Genomic DNA, 22624 nt, shown 5'->3' with positions numbered 1-22624 from the left:
GATGAGTTGTTTGTAGGCTTTTTCCTGGATGTTTGCATGAGAATTCCCAGGCTTTCACAGTGAAATTTCTTGTGACGACGGGCGCTTCGCAACGGATGGCATGAGTCGTCTCGGTGAGGTATCTATGAGTTCCGAACCGAAGCTTTCAATGGATTGAAAACTCGTATGGATGATGTGGTCAAGGAAGTGATTCCGTTACTCCAGTATTTGATTCCGGGGTTTTTAGCGGCCTGGATCTTTTACTCACTGACAGCCTTCAAGCGGCCTGACACGTTCGGCCAGATAGTGCAGGCGCTGATTTTCATTTTTGTGATTCAGTCATTGGTCGCTGTTCTTGGGGCGCTACTGCTGGATATGGGGGAACGGTTTTTTTCGGTCGGATTGTGGGACAGGAAGTCGGAAGCCTTATGGTCAGCGGTGATCGCGGTGCTGTTGGGTTTTCTCTCCTGTCACATCGCGGGTAGTGACAAGCTTCATTTTCTGCTCAGAAAGCTGAAAGTCACCAGGCGATCTTCCTACCCGTGTGAGTGGTACAGCGCTTTTTCAACACGGCAAAGGCATGTAGTGCTTCACTTGATCGATGGCAGACGACTCTTTGGCTGGCCTACGTATTGGCCATCGGAACCCGCAAGTGGACAGTTCGTTCTGGAGTACCCTCACTGGATCGACGAGGGAAGCAAAGGGGCCCATATCGGCGCCGAAGCCATTGTCATTGATGTTTCAAAAGTACAGTGGGTCGAATTACTCAATACAAAGGGGTGAATGAATGACATGCAAGGCACCGCAACAAATGCCGCCGGAATTGAGGCGGCAAATGGAGGAATGGATCAACGGTGGTCCTCCACCCCCCGGTCTGGTGATTCCGACCGGCCCCCCACCTACCAGAAGTGAGTCCGAGAAGTCGCGCCGGCGCAAACTATAAACATGCCCGCGGCCCTTGATCGCGTCACGTCGTTACTCGACCAATCCCGGCGAGCCCTGCAACTGGTCTGGGGCACCTCACGCGGCCTGTTCCTCGGCCTGGTGCTGGCAACCCTGATCGCCGGGATACTGCCAGCACTGGCGGCATGGCTGGGGCAACGCATCGTCGACGCCGTGGTGTTCGCCATGCAGTTGCACGCGCAGCAAGGCAGTGCGCCGTTGTGGCCGGTGCTGCGTTATGTACTGATGGAGGCGGGCGTGCTGGCGCTGTTGTCGGCGTCCCAGCGTGCGCTGTCCGTCCAGCAGTCGCTGTTGCGGGTGCAACTGGGGCAGAAGGTCAACACGATGATTCTGGAAAAGGCCCAGACGTTATCGCTGGTGCAGTTCGAGAATTCAGAGTTCTACGACAAGTTGGTGCGGGTCCGGCGTGAAGCTTCGACCCGACCGCTTGCGCTGGTGATGAAGTCCCTGGGGCTGATCCAGAACCTGATCATGCTGATCAGCTTCGGCGTGTTGCTGGTGCATTTTTCGCCTTGGGCGCTGGTGCTGCTGGTGATCGGGGCATTGCCAGTGTTTTTCGCCGAGGCGCACTTCTCCGGCGATGCTTTCCGCCTGTTCACCCGACGCGCGCCTGAAACCCGGCAGCAGACCTATGTCGAGACGCTGCTGTCCCACGAAGCCTACATCAAGGAGGTGAAGCTGTTCGGCTTCGCGCCCTTGCTGCTCCAGCGCTACCGCGAAACCTTCGCCCGTTTGTATGCCGAGGATCGGCGGCTGACCCTGCGCCGCGACAGCTGGGGATTCGTTCTAGGTCTGTTGGGCACCGGCGCGTTTTATGTGGCCTATGCCTGGGTAGTGGTCGACGCGGTCCACGGCAACATCAGCCTGGGCCAGATGACCATGTACCTGGTGCTGTTCAAGCAGGGCCAATCGGCCGTCAGCAGCAGTCTCAGCGCCATCAGTGGTCTTTACGAAGATGGCCTGTATCTCTCCAGTCTCTATGAATACCTTGCCGAGCCCGTGGTCGCCGACATGGGGCACCTCACCGTGGGCAGCTTGCCCGGCGACGGTTTGCGATTCGAGGGTGTCGGCTTCCGTTATCCGGGCGCCAGTCGCGCCGCGGTGGAAGGCGTCAGCTTTCATCTGGCCCCCGGTAGCAGCCTGGCGCTGGTGGGGGAAAACGGTTCGGGCAAAACCACCCTGATCAAACTGCTGACCCGTTTGTACCGTCCCGAACAGGGGCGGATTCTGCTGGACGGCAGCGACCTGCAGGAGTGGCAGGAAGACGCCCTGCGTCGACGCATCGGCGTGATCTTTCAGGATTACATTCGCTATCAGTTCAGCGTCGGCGAGAACATCGGCGTGGGTGACACGCTGGCATTCACCGATGAGCAGCGATGGCGCGAAGCCGCCGCCGAGGGCATGGCGGCACCGTTCATCGAACGTCTGGATCGCGGTTATGCCACGCAACTGGGGCGCTGGTTTGCCGGCGGTCAGGAGTTGTCTGGCGGGCAGTGGCAGAAGATCGCCCTGTCCCGCGCCTACATGCGCCGCGATGCCGATATCCTGATCCTCGATGAGCCAACCTCGGCCCTAGACCCGGCGGCAGAAGCGGCAGTGTTCGAGCATTTCAGCCAGCACACCCGAGAGCGTATGACCCTGTTGATCTCCCATCGCTTTTCCAGCGTGCGCAATGCCGATCACATCATCGTCCTGGATCAAGGCACGGCGCTGGAGCGTGGTGACCATGAGCAACTGCTGAGCCAGGGCGGGCGTTATGCGCAGTTGTTCGATCTGCAGGCGCGGGGTTATCGGTAAACCTCAGGAATCCTGGGCGGGTCGCGCAGAGGTCGGCCCGGCCATCTGCGGCGGTTTGCTTTTCATTAACCCATCAAGCGCCTGACGATACTGGTTGCCGCCCAGGCTCATGCTGTTGTTGTGGGTGCCACCGGGGATCAGCAGCAGGCGTTTGGGCTCGTTGGCCGCATTGAACAGTTGCTGACTGAAGCGCGAAGGCATGAACGGATCGGCCAGGCCATGGACTACCAGCAATGGCATGTCGATGTCGACGATCTTGTCGATGGAGTCGAACTTCTGCGACAGCAGCCAGCGCACCGGCAGCCAGTTGACCGGCAGGTTGTTGCCGGCCACTTCCGCCACGGCATCGCCCAGTGAGGTAAAGGTGGACTCGATCACCAGGCCGCGCACCGGGACGACGGTATGATCCTTTTTTGCCTGTGCGGCGAGGTCGGCGGCGAGGTCGATGGCCACCGCACCCCCCAGAGAATGGCCGTAGATCAGGCGTTTGCTGGCGTCCGGCTGCATGACCGTGAAACGTTCCCAGGCGGCCCGGGCGTCCTCGTAAACGCTGGTTTCGGACGGTAGTTCACCTTTGCTCTGGCCGAAACCGCGGTAGTCGATCGCCAGCACCGAGTAGCCCATGGCCCGCAGTTGCTCGATGCGGAAGGCCTGGCCGGTCAGGTTCCAGCGCACACCGTGCAGGTAAAGGATCGACGGCGCATCGCGGCTCGCCGCCGGCCACCACCAGGCGTGCAGGCTCTGCCCGGCCTTGAAATCGGCGGGCTTGATGTCGAACTCCTGAACATCCTGGGGCAAGCCGCGATACCAGCCCGCCGTGCCCGGTTCGATGCGAAACAGCAGTTCACGCTCCTTGTACTTCAGTGCGCCACACCCCACCGGCAACCCGACCACCAGCGCGGCCATGCACAGCAGCGGCAGCCAGCGTCGGCGTAGACGGGAGAAAAGGGCGGTGGGCATGGGGTGATTCACCGGCAGGGACATGAAGCCCGCGTTTTAGCAGATGTGTGCCGGCGGCGGGAATAATTTCGACAGTCGTTCAATTATCTCCCAGGGGGGTTACTGGACGACACTCAACACGATCTTGCCGATGTGATCGCCGCCTTCCATCCGGGCATGGGCCAGTGACGCATCGGCCAGCGGGTACACCTTGTCGATCATCGGCAGGCAACGGCCCGCAGCCAGCACCGGCCAGACGTGCTCGCGCAACTGTTGCGCGATCGCGGCTTTCTCCTCGCGGGTACGTGAGCGCAACAGCGAGCCGGTAACGATAGCGCGCTTGGCCATGATCGACAGCAGGTCGACCTCCTTGGCCACGGCGCCGCCGAGGAAGCCCAGCATCACCAGCCGACCTTCCATGCCCAGGGCCGCGACGTTACCGTTCAAGTAAGAACCGCCCATGATGTCGAGCACGACATCGACGCCTTTTCCTGCGGTTTTCTCGGCAATGACCTTGGCGAAATCCTGATCGCGATAGTTGATCGCTTGCGCCCCCAGTTCCCCAATCACCGCGCACTTGTCTGCACTGCCTGCCGTGGCGAAGGCTTCGATGCCGAACTCGCGGCAGAGCATCAGCGCGGTCGTCCCGATGCCGCTGGTGCCGCCGTGAATCAGCGCCCGGTGGCCTGTGCGCGCGCCGCCCATTTCGAACAGGTTGGCCCACACCGTGAAATAGGTTTCCGGAATCGCTGCGGCGTGCAGCCAGTCCACGCCTTCGGGGATCGGCAGGGTCTGGCTGGCCGGCACCGCGCAATATTGCGCATAGCCACCGCCATTGGTCAGTGCGCACACCCTGTCACCGATGTTGAACGTGCGGACACCGCTGCCAACAGCGACCACTTCACCGGCCACTTCCAGCCCCGGAATCGGGTTCATGCCGGGTTTCATCGGGTACTTGCCGGCCCGTTGCAACGCATCCGGGCGGTTGACCCCTGCGGCGTGCACGCGAATCAGCACGTCGCCGTCGCCTGGCGTGGGTACCGGAACCTGGCGCGGTTGCAGGACTTCAGGCGCACCGGGTTGAGTGATTTCGATATGGGTCATGGTGTGTGGCAAGGTCATAACAAGTACCTCCAATGAGAAATTCAATGTGAACACGATCCCCTGTGGGAGCGGGCTTGCTCGCGAAGGCGGTTTCACAGTCAAAGATGAAGTCGACTGGCACCATGCCTTCGCGAGCAAGCCCGCTCCCACCTTTGTTCCGTGGTGTTCATGCCGGTGTGGTGGGCATGCACAATTTGTTTCCTGGCTGGCCCTGTAAATGCACCACCCATTCCAGCAACAACGCCAGCACAATCGCCCCCGCCGCAATCACGAACATCAACGCATGGTGCCCACCACTGGCATTGAACAGCGCCGAATAGGCAAACCCGGAGATCGCCTGGAAGCTGGCGAACGACACCGTGGCGCGGCTCCAGGCGATCTGTTGCCGGTGATGCTCGGGGATCAGTTCATGCACCCGGGCCAGCGCCAGTGGCACGATGCCTGGGGGGAATGAACCTATGATCACCGCCAGCAGCGCCAGTGCCGCAAAGGTGCTGCAAATCGACAAAAGCCCCAGCGCAATCGCCTGCACCGCCAGCACCAGCCTGATGCTCAGCCTGGCCCCCAGTCGATCCGCCAGAAAACCATAACTCACCGGCCCGACAATCGCCCCCAGGCCATACATCACCCAGACCAGCGCGCCGACGTGCTGCCCCGCACCCAGGCCACGGGCCACGTAATCCACCAGGAACACCATGGCCGGCACCAGCCCGGCGGCCATCAGCGCGTATTGGCCGAACAGCAGGTAGACGCCGCGATTCAGCGAGGTCGGCGCGGTTGTGACCGGCGCTGTGGCGGCTGCATGGGGCGAGGCTGCCGGCCAGCCAAACCAGCTGGCCGCCGTCAGCGCCAGCGCCAGCAACCCGAGGCCGAGCCAGGTTTGCTGCAAGCCCAGGGTCAGCAGTGGCGGTACGATCGTGCCCGACCCGGCAATGCCCAGGCCGATGCCGAGAAAGATCGCACCGCTGGCCAGCCCTTTGCGCGCCGCCGGCACGTGGGGCAATACCGTCGACGCCACCAGCACCATCACCGCACCACCGGCAATGCCCGACAGCAGGCGCCAGCCGAAGAACCAGCTCACCGACAACGGGAAGGCACAGGCGAAAAACGACAGGGTCACCGCCAGCATCATCAGGCGCAGGGCGGTGGTGTTGGACGTCTGGCGCGCCAGCGGATGGCCGATCAAAGCACCGATCAGGTAGCCCACCAGGTTGGCGGCCCCGAGGTACACCACGTCGCTGGCGCTGAACCAGTGGGCCTCGATCAGCGAGGGAATGAGCGGCGTGTAGGCAAACCGCGCCAGGCCTATGCTGACCAGGCTGGCGCAGAGGCCGGCGAAGATCGGCAGCCAGACGGCGTTGCCGGGGGGAGGGGAGGTACTGGGCATGAGGGATGTCCTGTGAGTGTGCATGGGCCCAGCATATCGAGGTTTATCGGTGCAATAATGCAGCGATTACACTTTGCAGTGATGCAGAAATACATCACCAGGAGGAGCAACCATGAACTGGGACGACGCGCGGGTATTCCTTGCAGTGTGCCGCGAATCGACGCTACGCGGCGCCGCGCGGGTGTTGGGCGTAGACCAGGCCACGGTCGGCCGGCGGATCACGGCACTGGAAAAGTCATTGAGCGCAACGCTGTTCCTGCGTACCTCCGAAGGTTATGCATTGACCGCCGTCGGCGAAGCGGCGATGCGTGCGGTAGAAAAAATGGAACATTCGGCGCTGGAACTGGAGCGGCGCATACAGGGGCTCGATGATCGACTGACCGGCACCGTGCGCGTCACCACCACCGACTCCCTGGCGATCGATTTCCTGATCCCGGCCATCGCCCGTCTGCATCAGCAGCATCCCGACGTGCGGGTGCAACTGGATGCCTCGACGCAGATCCTCAGCCTGGCCAAGCGCGAGGCCGATATCGCCGTGCGCAACACCCGGCCGGACAACCCTGACCTGATCGCCCGGCGCATCGCCCGCTGGCCGGTGGGATTGTTCGCCTCGCAAGCGTACCTGGAGGCCAACGGCATGCCGGAGCCGGGCACGGCGTTCGAGGGGCATGATCTGGTGGTGTATCAGCCGTACCTGCAAAGCGGCAAGGACGTGACCCTGGTCAACGAACCCTTGGGACGCGGGCGCATTGTCGCCAGCCTGAGCTCCAGCCTGCTGGTGCGCCGATCCATCGCGCAGGGGATCGGCATCGGTGAAATTCCGGTGTTCGTGGGGGAACAGGACGGCCTGGTCAGGCTCTGGCCGGAACGTACCCGGCCCTTGCCTTATGACGTGTGGCTGGTGACCCACGCCGACCTGCGGCACACGGCGCGGGTGCGGGTTGTCATCGACGAGATCGTTTCCGGTTTTGCGGGGACAGGCGAATAACCTGTGCACGCAAAAAACTGTGGGAGCGGGCTTGCTCGCGAAGGCGGCGTGTCATTCAACAATGATGTTGACTGACACTCCGCCTTCGCGAGCAAGCCCGCTCCCACAGGGGGGTATGGCAGTTCTCAAAGGGGTCAAGGCATTTCCGGCAATTCCTGCGGCCGCAGGTCAAACACCAGCACTTCGGCATCCACACCCTCGCTCAAGGTCAGCGCACGCTCTTTACGAACACGCACACCATCACCTTCCTGCAAGCGCATGCCATTGAGCTCAACACTGCCCCGCGCCACGTGCACATAAGCGTAGCGATCGGCGGCCAGCTCCAGGGTGGCGCTTTCCTTGCCGTCGATCAGCGCGGCATACACCCGGGCATCCTGGCGCACCTTCAGCGAACCCTTGGCGCCGTCGGGGGAGATGATCAGTTGCAGGCGGCCACGTTTTTTCTGCGCGCTGAAGTGCTCCTGCTGATAACGCGGTTTGGCACCGCTGACTTCAGGCACGATCCAGATTTGCAGAAAGTGCACGGGACGCTTGTCCGAATGATTGTACTCACTGTGGGCCACGCCGCTGCCGGCGCTCATCAACTGCACGTCACCAGGACGAATCACCGAACCGGTGCCCAGGGTGTCCTTGTGTTCCAGCGCGCCGTCGAGCACGTAGGAAAAGATCTCCATGTCGCGGTGCGGGTGCTGGCCAAAACCTTTACCGGCGGCCACACGGTCATCGTTGATCACCAACAGGTCGGAAAAACCCTGTTCTTTCGGGTTGCGGTAGCTGGCGAAGGAAAAGGTGTGGAACGACTTCAACCAGCCATGATTGGCCATGCCGCGATCAGAAGCCTTGCGAAGGGTCAGCATGATGAAATCTCCTGTGTGGACGTGAATTCGTCCGAGTGAGGAGAAGGTTAATGGTTACTCGTTGGTGCAATAAGTAGCTGTAAATTGAAATACTGTCTCTATCAGGTTGACAGTGACGACGCCGGCGACGCAATTGGCCATAATGCACACCAAAGCCCGACGCCGAACCTTGCAGGAGCCGAACTTGCTCGCGCTGGCGGCCTGCCATTCGACGGCAATGGTGGCTGTAAAACCGCTATCGCGAGCAAGCTCGGCTCCTGCAGGATCTGTGCATTCCTTGAAACTTCAGTGATATTCAAAACATGAAATCCGTGGCAATGGTGCTGTTCCCCGATTTTCTCCTGCTCGACATGGCCGGGCCCATGGAGGTGTTTTCCATTGCCAACCGCTACCTCAAACCCGACGACCATTACGTGCTGTCGACCATCGGCACCCAGACCGGGCCGCTGCGGGCGTCCAACGGCGTGAGCGTGCAGGCCGATCTGCACATCGATCAGGCCTGTGGCGGTTTCGACTTGCTGCTGGTGCCCGGTGGCCCTGGTGCCTACAACGAAAGGCATCCGCCGTTGCTCGATTGGCTCAAACACAATGTCAGCAGGTCCAGGGGCTTCGGCTCGATCTGCACCGGCGCCTTTGTGCTGGGCCATGCCGGTTTGCTGGACGGCTACCGCGTGACCACCCACTGGCACTACACCGAACGCTTGATCAAGGCATTCCCCAACACCAGCGTGCAGACCGACCGGATCTACGTGCAGGATCGCAACCTGATCACCTCCGGCGGTGTCACCGCCGGCATCGACCTGGCCCTGGCGGTCGTGGCCCAAGACCATGGCAAGAAAGTCGCCCAGGACGTGGCCAAGGTGTTGCTGGTGGTGATGAAACGCCAGGGTGGCCAGGCGCAGTTCAGTCCGCTGATGGCGGCGGTGGCGCCTCAGGAAACGGCGATCACCCGCGTGCAGAACCACGTGCTCGAACACCTCGACGAAAGCTTCGGCATCGAACGCATGGCCGCGCTGGCAGCCATGAGCCCGCGCCACTTCGCCAGGGTCTTCGCCCGTGAAGTGGGCATGACCCCCATGGAATTTCTGCAAAGCGCCCGCATCGATTGCGCGCGCAATTTGCTGGAAACCACTGAACTGCCGCTCAAGACCGTGGCTTTCAAGAGCGGCTTCGGCAGCGTGCGCCATATGCGTTTTCTGTTCGGCGAGAAACTCGGCCTGACCCCGACCCAGTACAGGGAACAATTCAGCTAGTGTCCGTCATGGGCACCGCATTGGCCGTCATACGCCCCACGGGGCAGTTGTACCGTCACGCAAGCCTGCCAAGATAACCTTGAACTCATTGCAAGGACGGTACGGAGGCTGATGAAGGCAATTGAGTCAGGCTCCTGCGGGTGAATGCTATTGAACAGCCCTGCCTACACACATAGCGATACGGTGCTGCGTTTCGGCCCCTTCGCGTTCCACCTGCAACAGCGACTGGTCCTGGAAGGTGATCGGCCGCTGCGTCTGGGCGGGCGGGCGCTGGATATCCTGCAGGTACTGATCGAACACGCAGGCTCGGTGGTCAGCAAGGAGTGCATCATCGCCCGAGTGTGGCCCCGGTCAGTGGTCGAGGAAATCAACCTGCGGGTGCACATTGCCGCGTTGCGCAGGGCCTTGCGCGACGGACAGGACGGCGCCTACATCGTCAATATTCCGCAGCGCGGCTACAGCTTCACGGCGCCCGTGGAACAGGCCAGCGAGCCCGTTGCGATTGCCGTCTGCAACGCTCATGGCCCCCAGCACAATCTCCCGGCTCGACTGACATCGATCGTCGGTCGTGACGCGGTGGTGGGCAATTTGCTGCGCCTATTGCCCAGACAGCGCCTGGTAACCCTGGTGGGGCCCTGTGGCATTGGCAAAAGCACGGTCGCGCTGCGGGCCGGTGAATTGTTGCTGGGGCATTTTTGCGACGGCGTGTGGTGGCTGGACCTGGCGCAGATCGATGACCCTGAGCAGGAGTTCGATCACCTGACACGTACCCTGGATCTCACCCCGCAAGCGCTCGAACAGCGGCACGCGCTGCTGATCCTTGATAACTGCGAACACTTGCTGGAGCGCTGCCGTACCCTGGTCCGCGAGTTGCGCACCCGGGCGCCGCGCCTGTCGATCCTGGTCACCAGTCGCGAGCCGCTGTTGACCCTCGACGAAACCCTGCTGCCGTTACCGCCGCTGTTGGTCCCGCCCTTGTCGGCGCTGCGCAGCGTCGACGACGTCTTGGGCTATTCGGCTGTGCAATTGCTGGTCAGTCGGGCCCGCGCTCGCCAGCAAGGTTTCACCCTGCGTGAGCAGGACCTGAGCACCGTGCGCGACATCTGCCGGCGCCTCGATGGCCTGCCCCTGGCCATCGAACTGGCGGCGGCGCAGATCGATGCGCTGGCGCTGGTGGGGGTCCAGGCGCAATTGGACAACTGCTTCCAACTGCTGACCCAGGGCCGACGCACGGCGGTTCCCCGGCACCAGACCCTCAAGGCCGCACTGGACTGGAGCTATGAACGCTTGAGCCCGCTGGAGCAATGCGTGTTGCAGCGCGTGGCGGTGTTCAAGTCGTCGTTTACGCTGGATGCGGCGTTGGGCGTAGTCGGTGGCAACTCCGCCAGCCTGAGCGATGTGCTGGCCAGCCTGGCGCTCAAATCGCTGCTGTCGCTGGATCAGACCCAGGGAACAAATCGCTACCGCTTCCTCAACACCACCCGTCGGTATGCCCTGGAAAAACGCGATCATCCAGCCTCAGATACCCCCCTGTGGCGAGGGAGCTTGCTCCCGTCGGGGCGCGAAGCGGCCCCCTAGGTCCGTCAGGTACACCCAGTGGTCAGGTTTTGCGACTGCTGCGCAGCCGAGCGGGAGCGAGCTCCCTCGCCACACAGGCTGTTCAGAGGAGTAGAGGGTCTTTTAGCTCACCCAGCAAAACGCCCACGGCCATCAAATCCGGCGTGCCATGCCCTTCGGTAAACCGCTGATAAACCGGCATCAGCAACTCAAAGGCCTGACGCTGTCGACCCTGCCGCTGCCAAAGCCGCGCCAGCGACAGGGCACTGCGCAGCTCCCACGCCAGTGCGCCTTGGGCCTGGGCCACGTCCAGGGCCTTGAGCAGCACGCTTTCAGCCGTATCGTTCTTGACCGGGCAACCCTGCGCCAGCAGCGCGTCGGCCCGGGCTCGCAGAATTTCTGCCGTGCTCCAGCCCGCCACGCCGTTGTCGGCACGCTCAAGCAAGTCGTCATCGACGAAGGCACCGTCGAGCGTGACCATGATGTCCTTGATCAGACCCACGCCCGGGCGCTGCGGCACTTGCGCATCGGTGCCGTCGATCACTTGCGCGTAGTGTTGCGCCCAGGTGTAGAACAGCACCACCGAATGTTTTTGCGCCTGTTCCAGCAGCAGGCGCAACAGTTGGCGGGCGGTCTGATGGTCGCCGTTGTACTGGGCGATCAGGCAGCCGGCGAGCGCCAGGGTGTAGCAGATGGAGGTGCCGTGGTTGATCTGCAGGGCAATGTCCATGGCCTGTTTGGCCGTGCGCCAGGCGCGTTCCGGTTGACCCTGAATCCAGAGAATGCGCGCCAGGATGGTCAACGCGGCGACACTCTGGTCGTATTGCACGCCAAAGCCATGGGTGAAGCGATTGAGGTGGCCGCTGTGAGCCATGCGCTGGATCACTTCTTCGGCATTGAGGCGCGCCCGTGCCTGATCCCCGGAAAAATGCAGCGCCAGCACCCGCAGGCGCTGGGTGCTCAGGGACAGTGCCGGATCGCCGTGCAGCCCCAATTGGTCGAACTGGCGGGTCTGCTCCAGGGCCATCTGATAATGGCCGCGGCTGAGGTTCACCGCCATGTGCCCGGAAATGGCGCGCAACTCGCCGATCACATCGTTGCACTGGCGGGCCAGGCTCCTGGCGGTGACGAAGGCGCCGATGGTTTGCGCGGTGCCGCCCTGAACGTGGTAGCAGGCACTGCCCAGGGCCAGCTTCAGGGTCATCTTCAGTCGCGGGCAAGGCTCGGGCGCGGCATCCAGCAGGGCCAGGGCCTTGCGCACATACCCGCCGTGCTCCTTGAGCAGCGAAAGCTCTTGCCACAACGGCGTGGACGCCGCCGTCAGACGAAGCGCCAGCGCCTGTGGCCCTTGCGCATTCAGGCCCCAGTCGAGGGCCGCGCGGATGTCCTCCAGGCTACGGGCATAGCGCTCGATCCACAGCACCGTCGGCGTCTGCTCCCAATCAGCCTGCGCTTGTTGCATCAAGGCCAGGCAGCGTTCGGTATGGCGCTGCCGGGTGGCGGGCAGTTCGTCTGCCTGTTCGAGTTTGTCCAGGGCATAGTGGCGAGTGGTGTCGAGCAAGCGATAGAACACCTCTTCATCGCCCACTTCCACGCTCAACAGAGACTTGGCCACCAGTTGCGTGACTGAGCCGAAGACTTCGCGGGGCGCGATCTGGTGGCCGACAATCACGGCAGCGGCCGAATCCAGGGTGAAGCCCCCACGGAAGACGCCCAGCCGGCGCAGGCAGGTCTGCTCACAGGCGCTGAGCAGTTTGAAGCTCCAGTCCAGGGTGGCACGCAGGGTCTGGTGCCTGCCCGGGGTAGCCTGGCTGCAGTGGGTCAGCAGGCGAAAACTGTCTTGCAATTGCGCGAGCAACCCCTCGACGCCGAGGTTGGCCACTTGCGCGGCAGCCAGCTCCAGGGCCAGCGGAATACCGTCCAGGCGCCGACAGATCTCGATCAACAGCGGTAGTTCCTCGTCGCTCGGCTCGAAGCTGTCATGGCTGGCCATCGCCCGCTCTATGAACAATTGCAGCGCGGAAAAACTCAACGCCTGGGCACGGTCCAGCACGGCGATGGGAGGAGGGCAGTCAAGGGATTCCAGGCGCTGCACGAACTCGCCCTCGGCCCGCAGACTCTCGCGGCTGGTGGCCAGGATGTGCAACTGCGGTGCGCCGCGCAGCAGGGTCTCGCACAGCAGGGCGACGGAATCGATCAGATGCTCGCAGTTGTCGATCACCAGCAGCATCTGCCGTCCGCGCAGGAACAGCGCCAGGCTGTTGAGCGGTTCGCCGTCGTGCAGGGACAACTCCAGCAGCGCCGCCAGATGGCCGACGATCATTCGCGGGTCATTGATCGGCGCCAGGTCCAGCAGACGGATGCCGTCGCGGTAGCGACCGAGCAGTTGCTCGGCGGCGCTCAGGGCGACGGTGGTCTTGCCGATGCCGCCGGGCCCGACCAGGGTGATGAAGCGCTGGCGCGGCAGATGGGTCATCAGACTGTCGACCATGGCCTGCCGGCCGATCAGCCGGGTGCTGCGCAGGGGCAGGTTATGCCGGCGGTTCTGCACGGCGTCGCCTGGCGAAAGTGGCTGGACCTGTTCGAGGAACAATGGCGCGACGAAGCTGTAGCCACGCTGGGCCACGGTGACGATGTAGCGCTGGCCGGCCTGACCGTCACCGAGGGCTTTGCGCAGGGCCGCCATGTGCACCCGCAGGTTGATCTCTTCGACCACAGTGTCGGGCCAGACCTGGTCCATCAATTGCTGTTTGCTGACCACGTTGCCGGCGTGCTCCAGCAGGATCAACAGGATGTCCATGGCCCGCCGTCCCAGGCGCAGGGGCTGCTCGGCCTCCATCACCAGGCGCTGTCCGGGGTACACCCGGTAGGGGCCGAAATGCACGGCCTGTTCGATGGAAAGGGTCAACGGGTCACTCCTGCCTGCAGCCGTCTGGAACGGGGTTTGCGAACATGTTCTCAGGTTTTTTCACGAGCGCAATGCGCCGGGTGGATGACTGTCGGGTGCGCGTGTTGACTGTAGCGTACCAGTGGACCGGGAGCGGCCCCGGGTTCATTGGTTGCGGCCTGATGTACGGCGGCGTCGAGGCTTTTTGCGCGCTGGGGAAAATTAACAACGTTTAACTCGTCGTTCGTCCGGTCTACGCCCAACACTCAGGCTCGCTCCCACAAAGGACAGTGCAATGAGCAACGTGGTGGTGGTCTATCACAGCGGCTACGGGCACACCCGGGTCATGGCCGAGGCCGTGGCCCACGGTGTGGAACGTCATCCGGGCAGCCTCTGCCGGTTGATATCCGTCGAGGACGTGGCCGAACACTGGGAGCACCTGCACCAGGCCGACGCCATCATCTTCGGCGCGCCGACCTACATGGGCAGCGCTTCTGCTGCCTTCAAGGGCTTCATGGAAGACACCGCGGGGTTCTACCTGGCGCAACCCTGGCGCGACAAGTTGGCCGCCGGCTTCACCAATTCCGGCTGCCTGTGTGGCGACAAACTCAACACTTTGCTGCAGATGGCCGTGTTCGCCGCCCAGCATTCGATGATCTGGGTCGGCCTCGACCTGTTGCCGGCACGTTCCGGCAGTGGCGTATTCGATGGGCAGCTCAATCGCCTGGGCAGTTCCCTGGGGGCGATGGCGCAATCGAATGTCGAACAATCCCCCGAGCGGGCACCGCCCATGGAAGACCGCTGCACCGCTGCGCATTTGGGGGAGCGGGTGGCGAGGCTGGCCGCGCGGATGGGGCGTGGCGTCGATTGATTCAGACCAATGCGCAGTCATCGCGGCAGCAGGATCGCAGAATGCTTCTACGCTGAATGTCTGGCCCGACGCGGGCGAAAATTCGCGCCGGTTTTTTCGCTCCTGATGAGCGGCAGTCCATTGAGAGACCCTTCATGAAAAAGCTGACCAACGCCACCGGCGCCCCGGTAGCCGATAACCTCAATATCCAGACCGCCGGCCCCCGTGGTCCCGCGTTGTTGCAAGACATCTGGCTGCTGGAAAAACTCGCCCATTTCGACCGTGAGCTGATTCCTGAACGGCGCATGCACGCCAAGGGCGCAGGTGCCTATGGCACCTTTACCGTCACCCAGGACATCACGCGGTACACCAAAGCCGACATCTTCAGCTCGGTGGGCAAGCAGACACCTTTGTTCGTGCGTTTCTCCTCAGTGGCCGGTGAGCGTGGCGCTGCCGATGCCGAGCGGGACATCCGCGGTTTTGCGGTGAAGTTCTACACCGAGCAAGGGAACTGGGACATCGTCGGCAACAACACCCCGGTGTTCTTCTTCCGCGACCCGCTGCGTTTTTCCGACCTCAACCACGTGGTCAAGCGTGATCCGCGCACCGGGCTGCGCAACGCCACCAGCAACTGGGACTTCTGGACCCTGCTGCCCGAGGCGCTGCATCAGGTCACCATCGTCATGAGCGATCGCGGCATTCCCACAAGTTTCCGCCACATGCATGGCTTTGGCAGCCACACCTTCAGCCTGATCGACCGCGACAACCAGCGCGTCTGGGTGAAGTTTCATTTCGTCTGCCAGCAAGGCATCGAAAACCTGTCCGACGCCGAGGCGGCGTTGGTGGTCGGCAAGGATCGGGAAAGCAACCTGCGGGATTTGTACGAGACCATCGAGCAGGGCCATTTCCCGCGCTGGAAGCTGTGCATCCAGGTCATGACGCCGGAGCAGGCCAACACCTACCGACACAATCCGTTCGACCTGACCAAAGTCTGGCCCCATGGCGAGTTTCCGCTGATCGAGGTCGGCATCATGGAGCTCAATCGCAACGCCGAAAACCACTTCGCCGAAATCGAACAAGCGGCATTTTCCCCGGCCAACGTGGTGCCCGGCGTCAGCTTTTCGCCGGATCGCATGCTGCAGGCGCGGTTGTTTTCCTATGGTGACGCCCAGCGCTATCGGCTGGGGGTGAACTTCAATCACATCCCGGTCAACGCCCCGCGCTGCCCGCATCACAGCTACCACCGCGACGGCGCCATGCGCACCGACGGCAACCTGGGCGGCACCGCCAGTTATTTCCCCAACAGCGTCGGTGAATGGGAAGACTCCAAGGAATTGTCCGAACCGCCGCTGCCACTGGAAGGCTTCGCCCAGCACTACGATCATCGGCTCGAAGAGGACCACTGGGAGCAACCGGGCAACCTGTTCCGCCTGCTCGACCCGGCGCGCCAGCAGTTGCTGTTCGACAACACGGCACGGGCCATGTCCGGCGTACCGCAACTGATCCGCCAGCGGCATATCGACAACTGCACCAAGGCTGACCCGGCCTACGGCCGCGGCGTGGCCGAGGCGCTGGAGCGCCTGTCTCCGTTGGGTTAATACAACTCGATAAAACCCTGTGGGAGCGGCGGTGCGACGATTCGACTTGCTCGCGAAAGCGGTGTATCAGTCAATGAATATTCAGACTGACACACCGCATTCGCGAGCAAGCCCGCTCCCACATAACGCAGTCAGTGCCTACAAGGTTGCATGTTGCGTGTCCCGCACCGTCCGGCACCGCCACGCAAACGGGTTGATGCCCTCACTGCGGGTAAACATGTGACAGAAATGCGCCTGATCGCAGAAGCCGCATTCCAGGCTGATCTGCGTCAGGCTCTGGTCCGTGTGCTGGATCAACCACTTGGCACGGTCGATGCGTTGCAGGCGAATCCAGTCCTGGGGCGAGAGGCCGGTGCTGCATTTGAACGCGCGGGAAAAATGACTGCGCGACAGCGAACAGGCGCGGGCCAGTTCCGTCACTTCCAGGGTCTCGCCCAGACGCTCCAGAATCAGTTGCTTGACCTGTTGCACACGCTGCGGGCTGAGGCCGCCGGTGTGTTTCCCCGGTAGTTGCGCGACTGCCACGCGGGCGGCGTTTTGCTGCATGTGAGCCATGGCGAATGTCCGTGTCGGTAGGCTTCATTCTTGGACCCCAAGGCTCTGGCGAGCGAGTTAAACGTTGTTAATTCCTCGTCCGTTTCAGCAAGTCTCGCGTAGAGTCAGCCCCAACCGCCGTCCATCCCTGGCCTGACACAAGGAACCCGTGCCTGTGAATCGAAACGATCTGCGTCGCGTCGACATGAACCTGTTGGTGATCTTCGAAGCCTTGATGTTCGAGAAAAACCTGACCCGCGTTGCGGAAAAACTGTTCATGGGCCAGCCGGCCGTGAGCGCCGCCCTCGGCCGCCTGCGCGACCTGTTCGACGATCCTTTGCTGTTGCGCAATGGGCGCGGCATGGAGCCGACGGGCAGGGCGCTAGCGATTCTCAAGGAACTGCAACCGGCGATGGACACCATCTCCGGCGCGGTCAGCCGGGCCAAGGAGTTCGACCCGGCGACCAGTTGCGATGTGTTTCGCATCGGACTGTCGGACGATGCCGAGTTCGGTTTGTTTCCGCCGTTGTTGCGTCAGTTGCAGGAAGAGGCACCGGGCATCGTTGTGGTGGTACGCCGCGCCAATTACCTGTTGATGCCGGCGTTGCTGGCGTCCGGGGAAATCTCCGTGGGGGTCAGTTACACCACGGACCTGCCGGCCAACGCCAAGCGCAAGACCCTGCGCGACATCCCGTGCAAGGTGCTGCGCGGCGATACCCGGCCAGGCTCCCTGACCCTCGATGAGTACTGCGCCAGGCCCCATGCGATGGTGTCGTTTTCCGGGGACCTGAGCGGCAATATCGATCTGGACCTGGCCAAGGTCGGGCGCTGCCGCAAAGTGGTGCTGGGCGTGCCGCAATTCAGCGGCCTGCGCGCGCTGCTGGCCGGCACCGAGATGATCGCCACCGTGCCCGATTACGCCGCCTGCGCCTTGGTCGAAGGCTGCGGCCTGCGGGCCGAAGACCCGCCGTTCGCCATCGAGGCCGCGCAGTTGTCCATGGCCTGGAGCGGCGTCCACGACAACGACCCCGCCGAACGCTGGCTGCGCTCGCGCATCAGCCAGTTCATGTCGGCCCCGCTGGACATCCCGGCCACAGCCTGATGCTCCGGATGTACCCATTCCCCTGTGGGAACGGGCTTGCTCGCGAAAGCGGTGTGTCAGTCGCCCCATCCATTGGCTGACACGCCGCCTTCGCGAGCAAGCCCGCTCCCACAGGTCCTGCGTGTCCCTGTCAGCGTGCTTTTACAAAAAGAGCACGTACATCCAATTTTTCCACCCCCGGCCCCGGCACTCTGATCACTCGATTTGCCGGAGCCTTTGCGTATGTCTGAATCCCTTCGACTTGACCCCACCAGCCCCGGAGCTGATGAAGTCGTGACCCTGATCATCAAGCACCGCATCAAGAAAGGTTTCGAAGCCCCCTATGAAGCCTGGCTGCGCAACATCGTCAAGGTGGCCGGTCAGAGCGAGGGGCATCTGGGGGTGGATGTGGTCCGTGGCAATCACGGGGGCCTGCAGATGTTCACCTGTGTACTACGCTTTTGTTCCACCGAGGCCATGCAGCGCTGGCTCGATTCGCCGCAACGTCAGGCCCTGGTCGATGAAGCCTCGCCGATGCTGGCCGATGGCGACCAGACCGAAGTCAACTCGGTCAACGAGTTCTGGTTCTCGCCCCTGGCCGATGCCGCGTCGCCGCCGCCGCGCTGGAAGCAGGCCGTGGTGACGCTGTTGGTGATCCTGCCGCACACCCTGCTGGTGCCACTGCTCTGGGGGCCGCTGTTGCAGCTCAATACGTTTCTTTCCAGCTACGTGGTCGCCACGTTCCTGATCACCCTGACCATCGTCCTGTCGGTGGTGTACGTCTTCATGCCGCTGGCCACGCGCCTGTTCGCGCCCTGGCTGGAAGCCGGCCAGTCCCATTCCTCTCAGCCTTAAGGACACGCGATGAACGCTGATCTGATTTTGTTCAATGGCCAGTTCCACACCGTTGACCGGGAAAACCCGCAGGCCAGCGCCGTGGCCATCCGCGAGGGCCGCTTCGTCGCGGTCGGCAGCGACGCCGAAGCCATGGCCTTGCGCGGCTCGGGCACCCAGGTGATCGACCTCAAGGGCCGCTGTGTGATCCCAGGCCTCAACGACTCGCACCTGCACCTGATCCGTGGCGGTTTGAACTACAACCTCGAGCTGCGTTGGGAAGGCGTGCCGTCCCTGGCCGATGCGCTGCGCATGCTCAAGGAACAGGCCGATCGCACGCCGACGCCGCAGTGGGTGCGGGTAGTGGGGGGCTGGAACGAATTCCAGTTCGCCGAAAAACGCATGCCGACCCTCGAAGAGCTCAACCAGGCAGCGCCGGACACCCCGGTGTTCGTCCTGCACCTGTACGACCGCGCGCTGCTCAACCGCGCCGCATTGCGCGTGGCTGGCTATACCCGCGACACGCCGAACCCTCCGGGTGGCGAAATCGTGCGTGACGCCAACGGCAACCCCACCGGCATGCTGGTGGCGCGTCCGAACGCGATGATTCTGTACTCGACCCTGGCCAAGGGGCCCAAGTTGCCCTTGGAATATCAGGTCAACTCGACCCGCCAGTTCATGCGCGAACTCAATCGCCTGGGCCTCACCAGCGCCATCGATGCCGGCGGTGGCTTCCAGAATTATCCCGACGATTACCAGGTCATCGAGCAACTGGCCAAAGACCAGCAACTGACCGTCCGCATCGCCTACAACCTGTTCACCCAGAAGCCCAAGGAAGAACTGGCCGACTTCAAAAACTGGACCAGCAGCGTGACCCTGCACCAGGGCGACGATTACCTGCGACACAACGGCGCCGGGGAAATGCTGGTGTTCTCGGCGGCAGACTTCGAGGACTTCCTCGAACCGCGCCCGGACCTGCCGCAAAGCATGGAGGACGAACTGGAGCCAGTGGTGCGCCACCTGGTCGAGCAGCGCTGGCCGTTCCGTCTGCACGCCACCTACAACGAGTCCATCAGCCGCATGCTCGACGTGTTCGAGAAGGTCAACCGCGACATTCCGTTCAATGGCTTGCCGTGGTTCTTCGACCATGCCGAAACCATCACCCCGCAAAACATCGAGCGGGTGAGGGCGCTGGGCGGCGGGATCGCGATTCAGGACCGCATGGCGTTCCAGGGCGAGTACTTCGTCGAGCGCTATGGCGCCAAGGCCGCCGAAGCCACGCCGCCGATCCAGCGCATGCTCGCCGAAGGCGTGCCAGTGGGCGCCGGCACCGATGCGACGCGGGTGTCGAGCTACAACCCCTGGACTTCGCTGTACTGGATGGTCAGCGGTCGCACGGTGGGCGGCATGGCGCTGCACGCCGAAGGCCTGTCGCGCCTGACCGCGCTGGAACTGTTCACCCACGGCAGTGCCTGGTTTTCGTCCGAGCAGGGCAAGAAGGGCCAGATCAAGGTCGGGCAACTGGCGGATGTGGCCGCATTGAGCGCGGATTTTTTCAGCGTCGACGAAGAAGCGATCAAGTGGATCGAGTCGGTGCTGACCGTGGTCGGCGGCAAGGTGGTGTACGCCGCCGGCGATTTCGAGAAGCTGGGCCCGGCCAGTGTGCCGGTGCTGCCGGACTGGTCGCCGGTGGTGAAAGTCCCGGGCCACTGGCGGCCGAATTCGCCGTTGCAGGCCCAGGTTCACCAATGCAGCGGGCCTTGCGCCGTGCATGTACACAGCCATGAACGGGCACGCCTGTCGAATGCGCCAGTCAGCGATTTCGCCGGTTTCTGGGGCGCCTTTGGCTGCTCGTGCTTTGCTTTCTGACGAATCCCCCAAAGTGCCGGCCTCAAACGCCGGCACTTGAAGTCATAACCATCCATCAAGGAGTTTTTCATGAGCAACGTTCCCTACAAACGCCTGAACAAAGACGATGCCGTGGTGCTGCTGGTCGATCACCAGACCGGCCTGATTTCGCTGGTGCAGGATTTCTCGCCCAACGAATTCAAGAACAACGTGCTGGCCCTGGGCGACATCGCCAAGTTCTTCAACCTGCCGACCATTCTGACCACCAGCTTCGACAGCGGCCCGAACGGCCCGATCGTGCCGGAGCTCAAGGCACAATTCCCGGACGCACCGTTCATCGCTCGTCCAGGCCAGATCAACGCCTGGGACAACGAAGACTTCGTCAAGGCGGTGAAAGCCACCGGCCGCAAGCAACTGATCATCGCCGGTGTAGTGACCGACGTGTGCGTGGCTTTCCCGACCCTGTCGGCGATTGCCGAAGGCTATGAAGTGTTCGTCGTGACCGATTCTTCCGGCACCTTCAACACCACCGTTCAGCAGGCCGCCTGGGCGCGCATGTCGGCCGCCGGTGCCCACCTGATGAACTGGTTCGCCGTAGCCTGCGAGCTGCAAGTCGACTGGCGCAACGACATGGAAGGCCTGGCCAACCTGCTGTCCGAGCGCCTGCCGAACTACCGCAACCTGATCAACAGCTACATGAAGTTCACCGCCAAGTAAGCGCCGCCGCATCACCCCTGTGGGAGCGGGCTTGCTCGCGAAAACGGCGTGTCAGCCGATGCATGGATGACTGACACACTGCTTTCGCGAGCAAGCCCGCTCCCACATTATTTTGCGGCTTGCTCTCGAATGGGGTGATTTGACAGAAGAAAGCAGCTATAGAGTGCCTGACTGTCAACCAAGGCCTGACAATGAACCCGTTCGAAGACATGCGTATTTTCTGCCAGGTCATGGAATCCGGCAGCTTCACCGCCGCCGCTGATCAATTGGGTCTGTCCAAGCAGTTCGTCAGCCGCCGCCTGATGCAGCTTGAGGAGCGCCTTGGCGTGCGACTGCTCAACCGCTCCACCCGGCGCCTGGACGCCACGCCGCTGGGCCAGAGTTACTACGAATCGGCCCTGCGCCTGCTTGGGGAGGTCCAACAGGTGGAGCAGGGCATCGCCGGGCAAACCACCGAGCCACGGGGGACCATTCGCGTCAGCGCGCCGCTGTCGTTTGCCCTGGCGCATCTGGGGTGTCTGTTGCCGGTGTTTCTTCAGCGCTACCGTGACGTCACCGCAGAAGTGGACCTGAGCGATCGACCGGTGGACCTGATCGCCGAAGGCTACGACCTGGCGCTGCGCATCGGCACGCTGGAAGACTCGACCTTGATCGCCCGGCGCATTGCCTCCATCGAACGCGTGTATTGCGCCAGCCCCGACTACCTGGCCGAACGCGGCACGCCGCTCAACCCCGAAGACCTGCACCACCACGATTGCCTGCCCTATGGCCACGGACGTCAGGTGCAATGGCGCTTCACGGGGCCGGGCAAGCCGTTGACGGTCAACGTCAGCGGCCGGATGCGGGTCAACAACGGCGAATTGCTCAAGGACGCGGCGATGGCCGGCATGGGCATCACCTACCTGCCGACCTTCATCGTCGGCGCGGCAATGAAGGAGGGCAAACTGGTACCGGTGCTGGACAAATTCCGCCCCGAACCCTTGACCCTGTCAGCCGTTTACCCGCAACACCGCCAATCTTCCCGTCCGGTCCAGGCCCTGATCGAGTTCCTGCGCGAGCGTTTGGACACACATCCTTAGGCGATTGTGGCGAACAGGAATGCCAAGCCCGGCACATTCCCCTGTAGGAGCGAGGCTTGCCCGCGAAGAGGCCGGCACATTCAACATTGAGGGTGCCTGACACGCCGCCTTCGCGAGCAAGCCCGCTCCCACAGGTTTCGGTGCGGGTCAGTTCACGCTTTTGTCATCGCCCACTTCACCGGCGCGATGTACGCCGTGATCATCACCCACCTCTCCATCCCGATGTACGCCATGGTCATCGCCCACTTCGCCCGCCCGATGCACGCCATGGTCGTCGCCCGGCTCGGCATGGGTGCTGTTGCGGCTGGAGTTTGAGGCTGTGCTGCCGTCATGGTCGTTGCTGCTGTGGTCACCGCCTGCACTGTTGCCGCC

Annotated in this window: 18 protein-coding genes and 1 pseudogene; 12 read left to right on the top strand and 7 right to left on the bottom strand. The window is 62.7% G+C overall.

Annotation, left to right across the window (positions count from 1 at the left end; translation table 11 throughout):
• The first annotated feature begins 165 nt into the window (after positions 1 to 165).
• Both B0W55_RS20295 and B0W55_RS20290 read left to right on the top strand, forming a co-directional pair.
• The gene (locus B0W55_RS20295) at positions 166 to 762 is read left to right on the top strand and encodes a DUF6338 family protein (RefSeq protein ID WP_077047700.1); all 597 of its coding nucleotides are present in this window, start codon (positions 166 to 168) and stop codon (positions 760 to 762) included.
• A gap of 162 nt (positions 763 to 924) precedes the next feature.
• Complete coding sequence (locus tag B0W55_RS20290; RefSeq protein ID WP_077047699.1) at positions 925 to 2739, top strand: ABC transporter ATP-binding protein; 1815 nt, start codon at positions 925 to 927, stop codon at positions 2737 to 2739.
• 3 nt (positions 2740 to 2742) lie between these two features.
• Here the strand turns inward: B0W55_RS20290 and B0W55_RS20285 are convergent, their stop codons facing one another.
• The 3 genes from B0W55_RS20285 to B0W55_RS20275 form a co-directional block, all read right to left on the bottom strand.
• Positions 2743 to 3699, bottom strand: a complete 957-nt coding sequence (locus B0W55_RS20285) for an alpha/beta hydrolase (RefSeq protein WP_077047708.1) — start codon at positions 3697 to 3699, stop codon at positions 2743 to 2745.
• Positions 3700 to 3798: 99 nt separating this feature from the next.
• Positions 3799 to 4800 (bottom strand): NAD(P)H-quinone oxidoreductase, encoded by a 1002-nt coding sequence (locus B0W55_RS20280; RefSeq protein WP_077047698.1) that lies wholly within the window; start codon positions 4798 to 4800, stop codon positions 3799 to 3801.
• Between the two features lie 148 nt (positions 4801 to 4948).
• On the bottom strand, positions 4949 to 6169 hold the full coding sequence (locus tag B0W55_RS20275; RefSeq protein ID WP_077047697.1) for a YbfB/YjiJ family MFS transporter: 1221 nt from the start codon (positions 6167 to 6169) through the stop codon (positions 4949 to 4951).
• A 112-nt stretch (positions 6170 to 6281) separates the two neighbouring features.
• Here B0W55_RS20275 and B0W55_RS20270 point away from each other — a divergent pair, with 112 nt between their 5' ends.
• Entirely contained in the window at positions 6282 to 7157 is an 876-nt protein-coding gene (locus B0W55_RS20270; RefSeq protein ID WP_077047696.1) for a LysR family transcriptional regulator, read from the top strand.
• Positions 7158 to 7291: 134 nt separating this feature from the next.
• On the opposite strand, the gene B0W55_RS20260 is transcribed toward B0W55_RS20270, so the two are convergent.
• Complete coding sequence (locus B0W55_RS20260) at positions 7292 to 8014, bottom strand: pirin family protein (RefSeq protein ID WP_077047694.1); 723 nt, start codon at positions 8012 to 8014, stop codon at positions 7292 to 7294.
• A 302-nt stretch (positions 8015 to 8316) separates the two neighbouring features.
• On the opposite strand from B0W55_RS20260, the gene B0W55_RS20255 reads away from it, so the two are divergent.
• Both B0W55_RS20255 and B0W55_RS20250 read left to right on the top strand, forming a co-directional pair.
• A complete protein-coding gene (locus B0W55_RS20255) occupies positions 8317 to 9267 on the top strand; it encodes a GlxA family transcriptional regulator (protein WP_077047693.1) in 951 nt (316 codons plus the stop codon).
• Positions 9268 to 9417: 150 nt separating this feature from the next.
• Entirely contained in the window at positions 9418 to 10845 is a 1428-nt protein-coding gene (locus B0W55_RS20250) for a winged helix-turn-helix domain-containing protein (RefSeq protein WP_083743213.1), read from the top strand.
• Between the two features lie 82 nt (positions 10846 to 10927).
• Here B0W55_RS20250 and B0W55_RS20245 read toward each other — a convergent pair whose 3' ends face one another.
• The gene (locus B0W55_RS20245) at positions 10928 to 13732 is read right to left on the bottom strand and encodes a winged helix-turn-helix domain-containing protein (protein ID WP_077047692.1); all 2805 of its coding nucleotides are present in this window, start codon (positions 13730 to 13732) and stop codon (positions 10928 to 10930) included.
• 274 nt (positions 13733 to 14006) lie between these two features.
• Here B0W55_RS20245 and B0W55_RS20240 point away from each other — a divergent pair, with 274 nt between their 5' ends.
• Positions 14007 to 14582, top strand: a complete 576-nt coding sequence (locus tag B0W55_RS20240) for a flavodoxin family protein (RefSeq protein WP_077047691.1) — start codon at positions 14007 to 14009, stop codon at positions 14580 to 14582.
• Positions 14583 to 14716: 134 nt separating this feature from the next.
• On the top strand, positions 14717 to 16159 hold the full coding sequence (locus tag B0W55_RS20235) for a catalase (protein WP_077047690.1): 1443 nt from the start codon (positions 14717 to 14719) through the stop codon (positions 16157 to 16159).
• A gap of 138 nt (positions 16160 to 16297) precedes the next feature.
• Here the strand turns inward: B0W55_RS20235 and B0W55_RS20230 are convergent, their stop codons facing one another.
• On the bottom strand, positions 16298 to 16714 hold the full coding sequence (locus tag B0W55_RS20230; protein ID WP_077047689.1) for a helix-turn-helix domain-containing protein: 417 nt from the start codon (positions 16712 to 16714) through the stop codon (positions 16298 to 16300).
• Between the two features lie 154 nt (positions 16715 to 16868).
• Between B0W55_RS20230 and B0W55_RS20225 the strand changes: the two genes are divergently transcribed.
• The 5 genes from B0W55_RS20225 to B0W55_RS20205 all read left to right on the top strand — a co-directional run bounded on the left by B0W55_RS20225 (position 16869) and on the right by B0W55_RS20205 (position 22252).
• Entirely contained in the window at positions 16869 to 17795 is a 927-nt protein-coding gene (locus B0W55_RS20225) for a LysR family transcriptional regulator (protein ID WP_077047688.1), read from the top strand.
• Positions 17796 to 18017: 222 nt separating this feature from the next.
• Entirely contained in the window at positions 18018 to 18629 is a 612-nt protein-coding gene (locus B0W55_RS20220; protein WP_077047687.1) for an antibiotic biosynthesis monooxygenase, read from the top strand.
• Between the two features lie 9 nt (positions 18630 to 18638).
• Entirely contained in the window at positions 18639 to 20477 is a 1839-nt protein-coding gene (locus B0W55_RS20215; protein WP_077047686.1) for an amidohydrolase, read from the top strand.
• Positions 20478 to 20546: 69 nt separating this feature from the next.
• Positions 20547 to 21173, top strand: coding sequence for an isochorismate family cysteine hydrolase YcaC (gene ycaC / locus B0W55_RS20210; RefSeq protein ID WP_077047685.1), 627 nt, complete (start codon positions 20547 to 20549; stop codon positions 21171 to 21173).
• Between the two features lie 191 nt (positions 21174 to 21364).
• Positions 21365 to 22252 (top strand): LysR family transcriptional regulator, encoded by an 888-nt coding sequence (locus tag B0W55_RS20205; RefSeq protein ID WP_077047684.1) that lies wholly within the window; start codon positions 21365 to 21367, stop codon positions 22250 to 22252.
• A gap of 147 nt (positions 22253 to 22399) precedes the next feature.
• Here the strand turns inward: B0W55_RS20205 and B0W55_RS20200 are convergent.
• Positions 22400 to 22624, bottom strand: a pseudogene (locus tag B0W55_RS20200) (hypothetical protein); the annotation flags it as partial.

Origin of the sequence: Pseudomonas sp. KK4, assembly GCF_001984065.1 — a bacterium.
Classification (GTDB): Bacteria; Pseudomonadota; Gammaproteobacteria; order Pseudomonadales; family Pseudomonadaceae; genus Aquipseudomonas.
This window is presented reverse-complemented; position numbering and strand designations above follow the sequence as displayed.

Bases quoted from the DNA above. Each gene is read 5' to 3' on its own strand.
- B0W55_RS20295 (WP_077047700.1), top strand. From the start codon at position 166: ATGGATGATGTGGTCAAGGAAGTGATTCCGTTACTCCAGTATTTGATT.
- B0W55_RS20290 (WP_077047699.1), top strand. From the start codon at position 925: ATGCCCGCGGCCCTTGATCGCGTCACGTCGTTACTCGACCAATCCCGG.
- B0W55_RS20285 (WP_077047708.1), bottom strand. From the start codon at position 3,699: ATGCCCACCGCCCTTTTCTCCCGTCTACGCCGACGCTGGCTGCCGCTG.
- B0W55_RS20280 (WP_077047698.1), bottom strand. From the start codon at position 4,800: ATGACCTTGCCACACACCATGACCCATATCGAAATCACTCAACCCGGT.
- B0W55_RS20275 (WP_077047697.1), bottom strand. From the start codon at position 6,169: ATGCCCAGTACCTCCCCTCCCCCCGGCAACGCCGTCTGGCTGCCGATC.
- B0W55_RS20270 (WP_077047696.1), top strand. From the start codon at position 6,282: ATGAACTGGGACGACGCGCGGGTATTCCTTGCAGTGTGCCGCGAATCG.
- B0W55_RS20260 (WP_077047694.1), bottom strand. From the start codon at position 8,014: ATGCTGACCCTTCGCAAGGCTTCTGATCGCGGCATGGCCAATCATGGC.
- B0W55_RS20255 (WP_077047693.1), top strand. From the start codon at position 8,317: ATGAAATCCGTGGCAATGGTGCTGTTCCCCGATTTTCTCCTGCTCGAC.
- B0W55_RS20240 (WP_077047691.1), top strand. From the start codon at position 14,007: ATGAGCAACGTGGTGGTGGTCTATCACAGCGGCTACGGGCACACCCGG.
- B0W55_RS20235 (WP_077047690.1), top strand. From the start codon at position 14,717: ATGAAAAAGCTGACCAACGCCACCGGCGCCCCGGTAGCCGATAACCTC.
- B0W55_RS20230 (WP_077047689.1), bottom strand. From the start codon at position 16,714: ATGGCTCACATGCAGCAAAACGCCGCCCGCGTGGCAGTCGCGCAACTA.
- B0W55_RS20220 (WP_077047687.1), top strand. From the start codon at position 18,018: ATGTCTGAATCCCTTCGACTTGACCCCACCAGCCCCGGAGCTGATGAA.
- B0W55_RS20215 (WP_077047686.1), top strand. From the start codon at position 18,639: ATGAACGCTGATCTGATTTTGTTCAATGGCCAGTTCCACACCGTTGAC.
- ycaC (WP_077047685.1), top strand. From the start codon at position 20,547: ATGAGCAACGTTCCCTACAAACGCCTGAACAAAGACGATGCCGTGGTG.
- B0W55_RS20205 (WP_077047684.1), top strand. From the start codon at position 21,365: ATGAACCCGTTCGAAGACATGCGTATTTTCTGCCAGGTCATGGAATCC.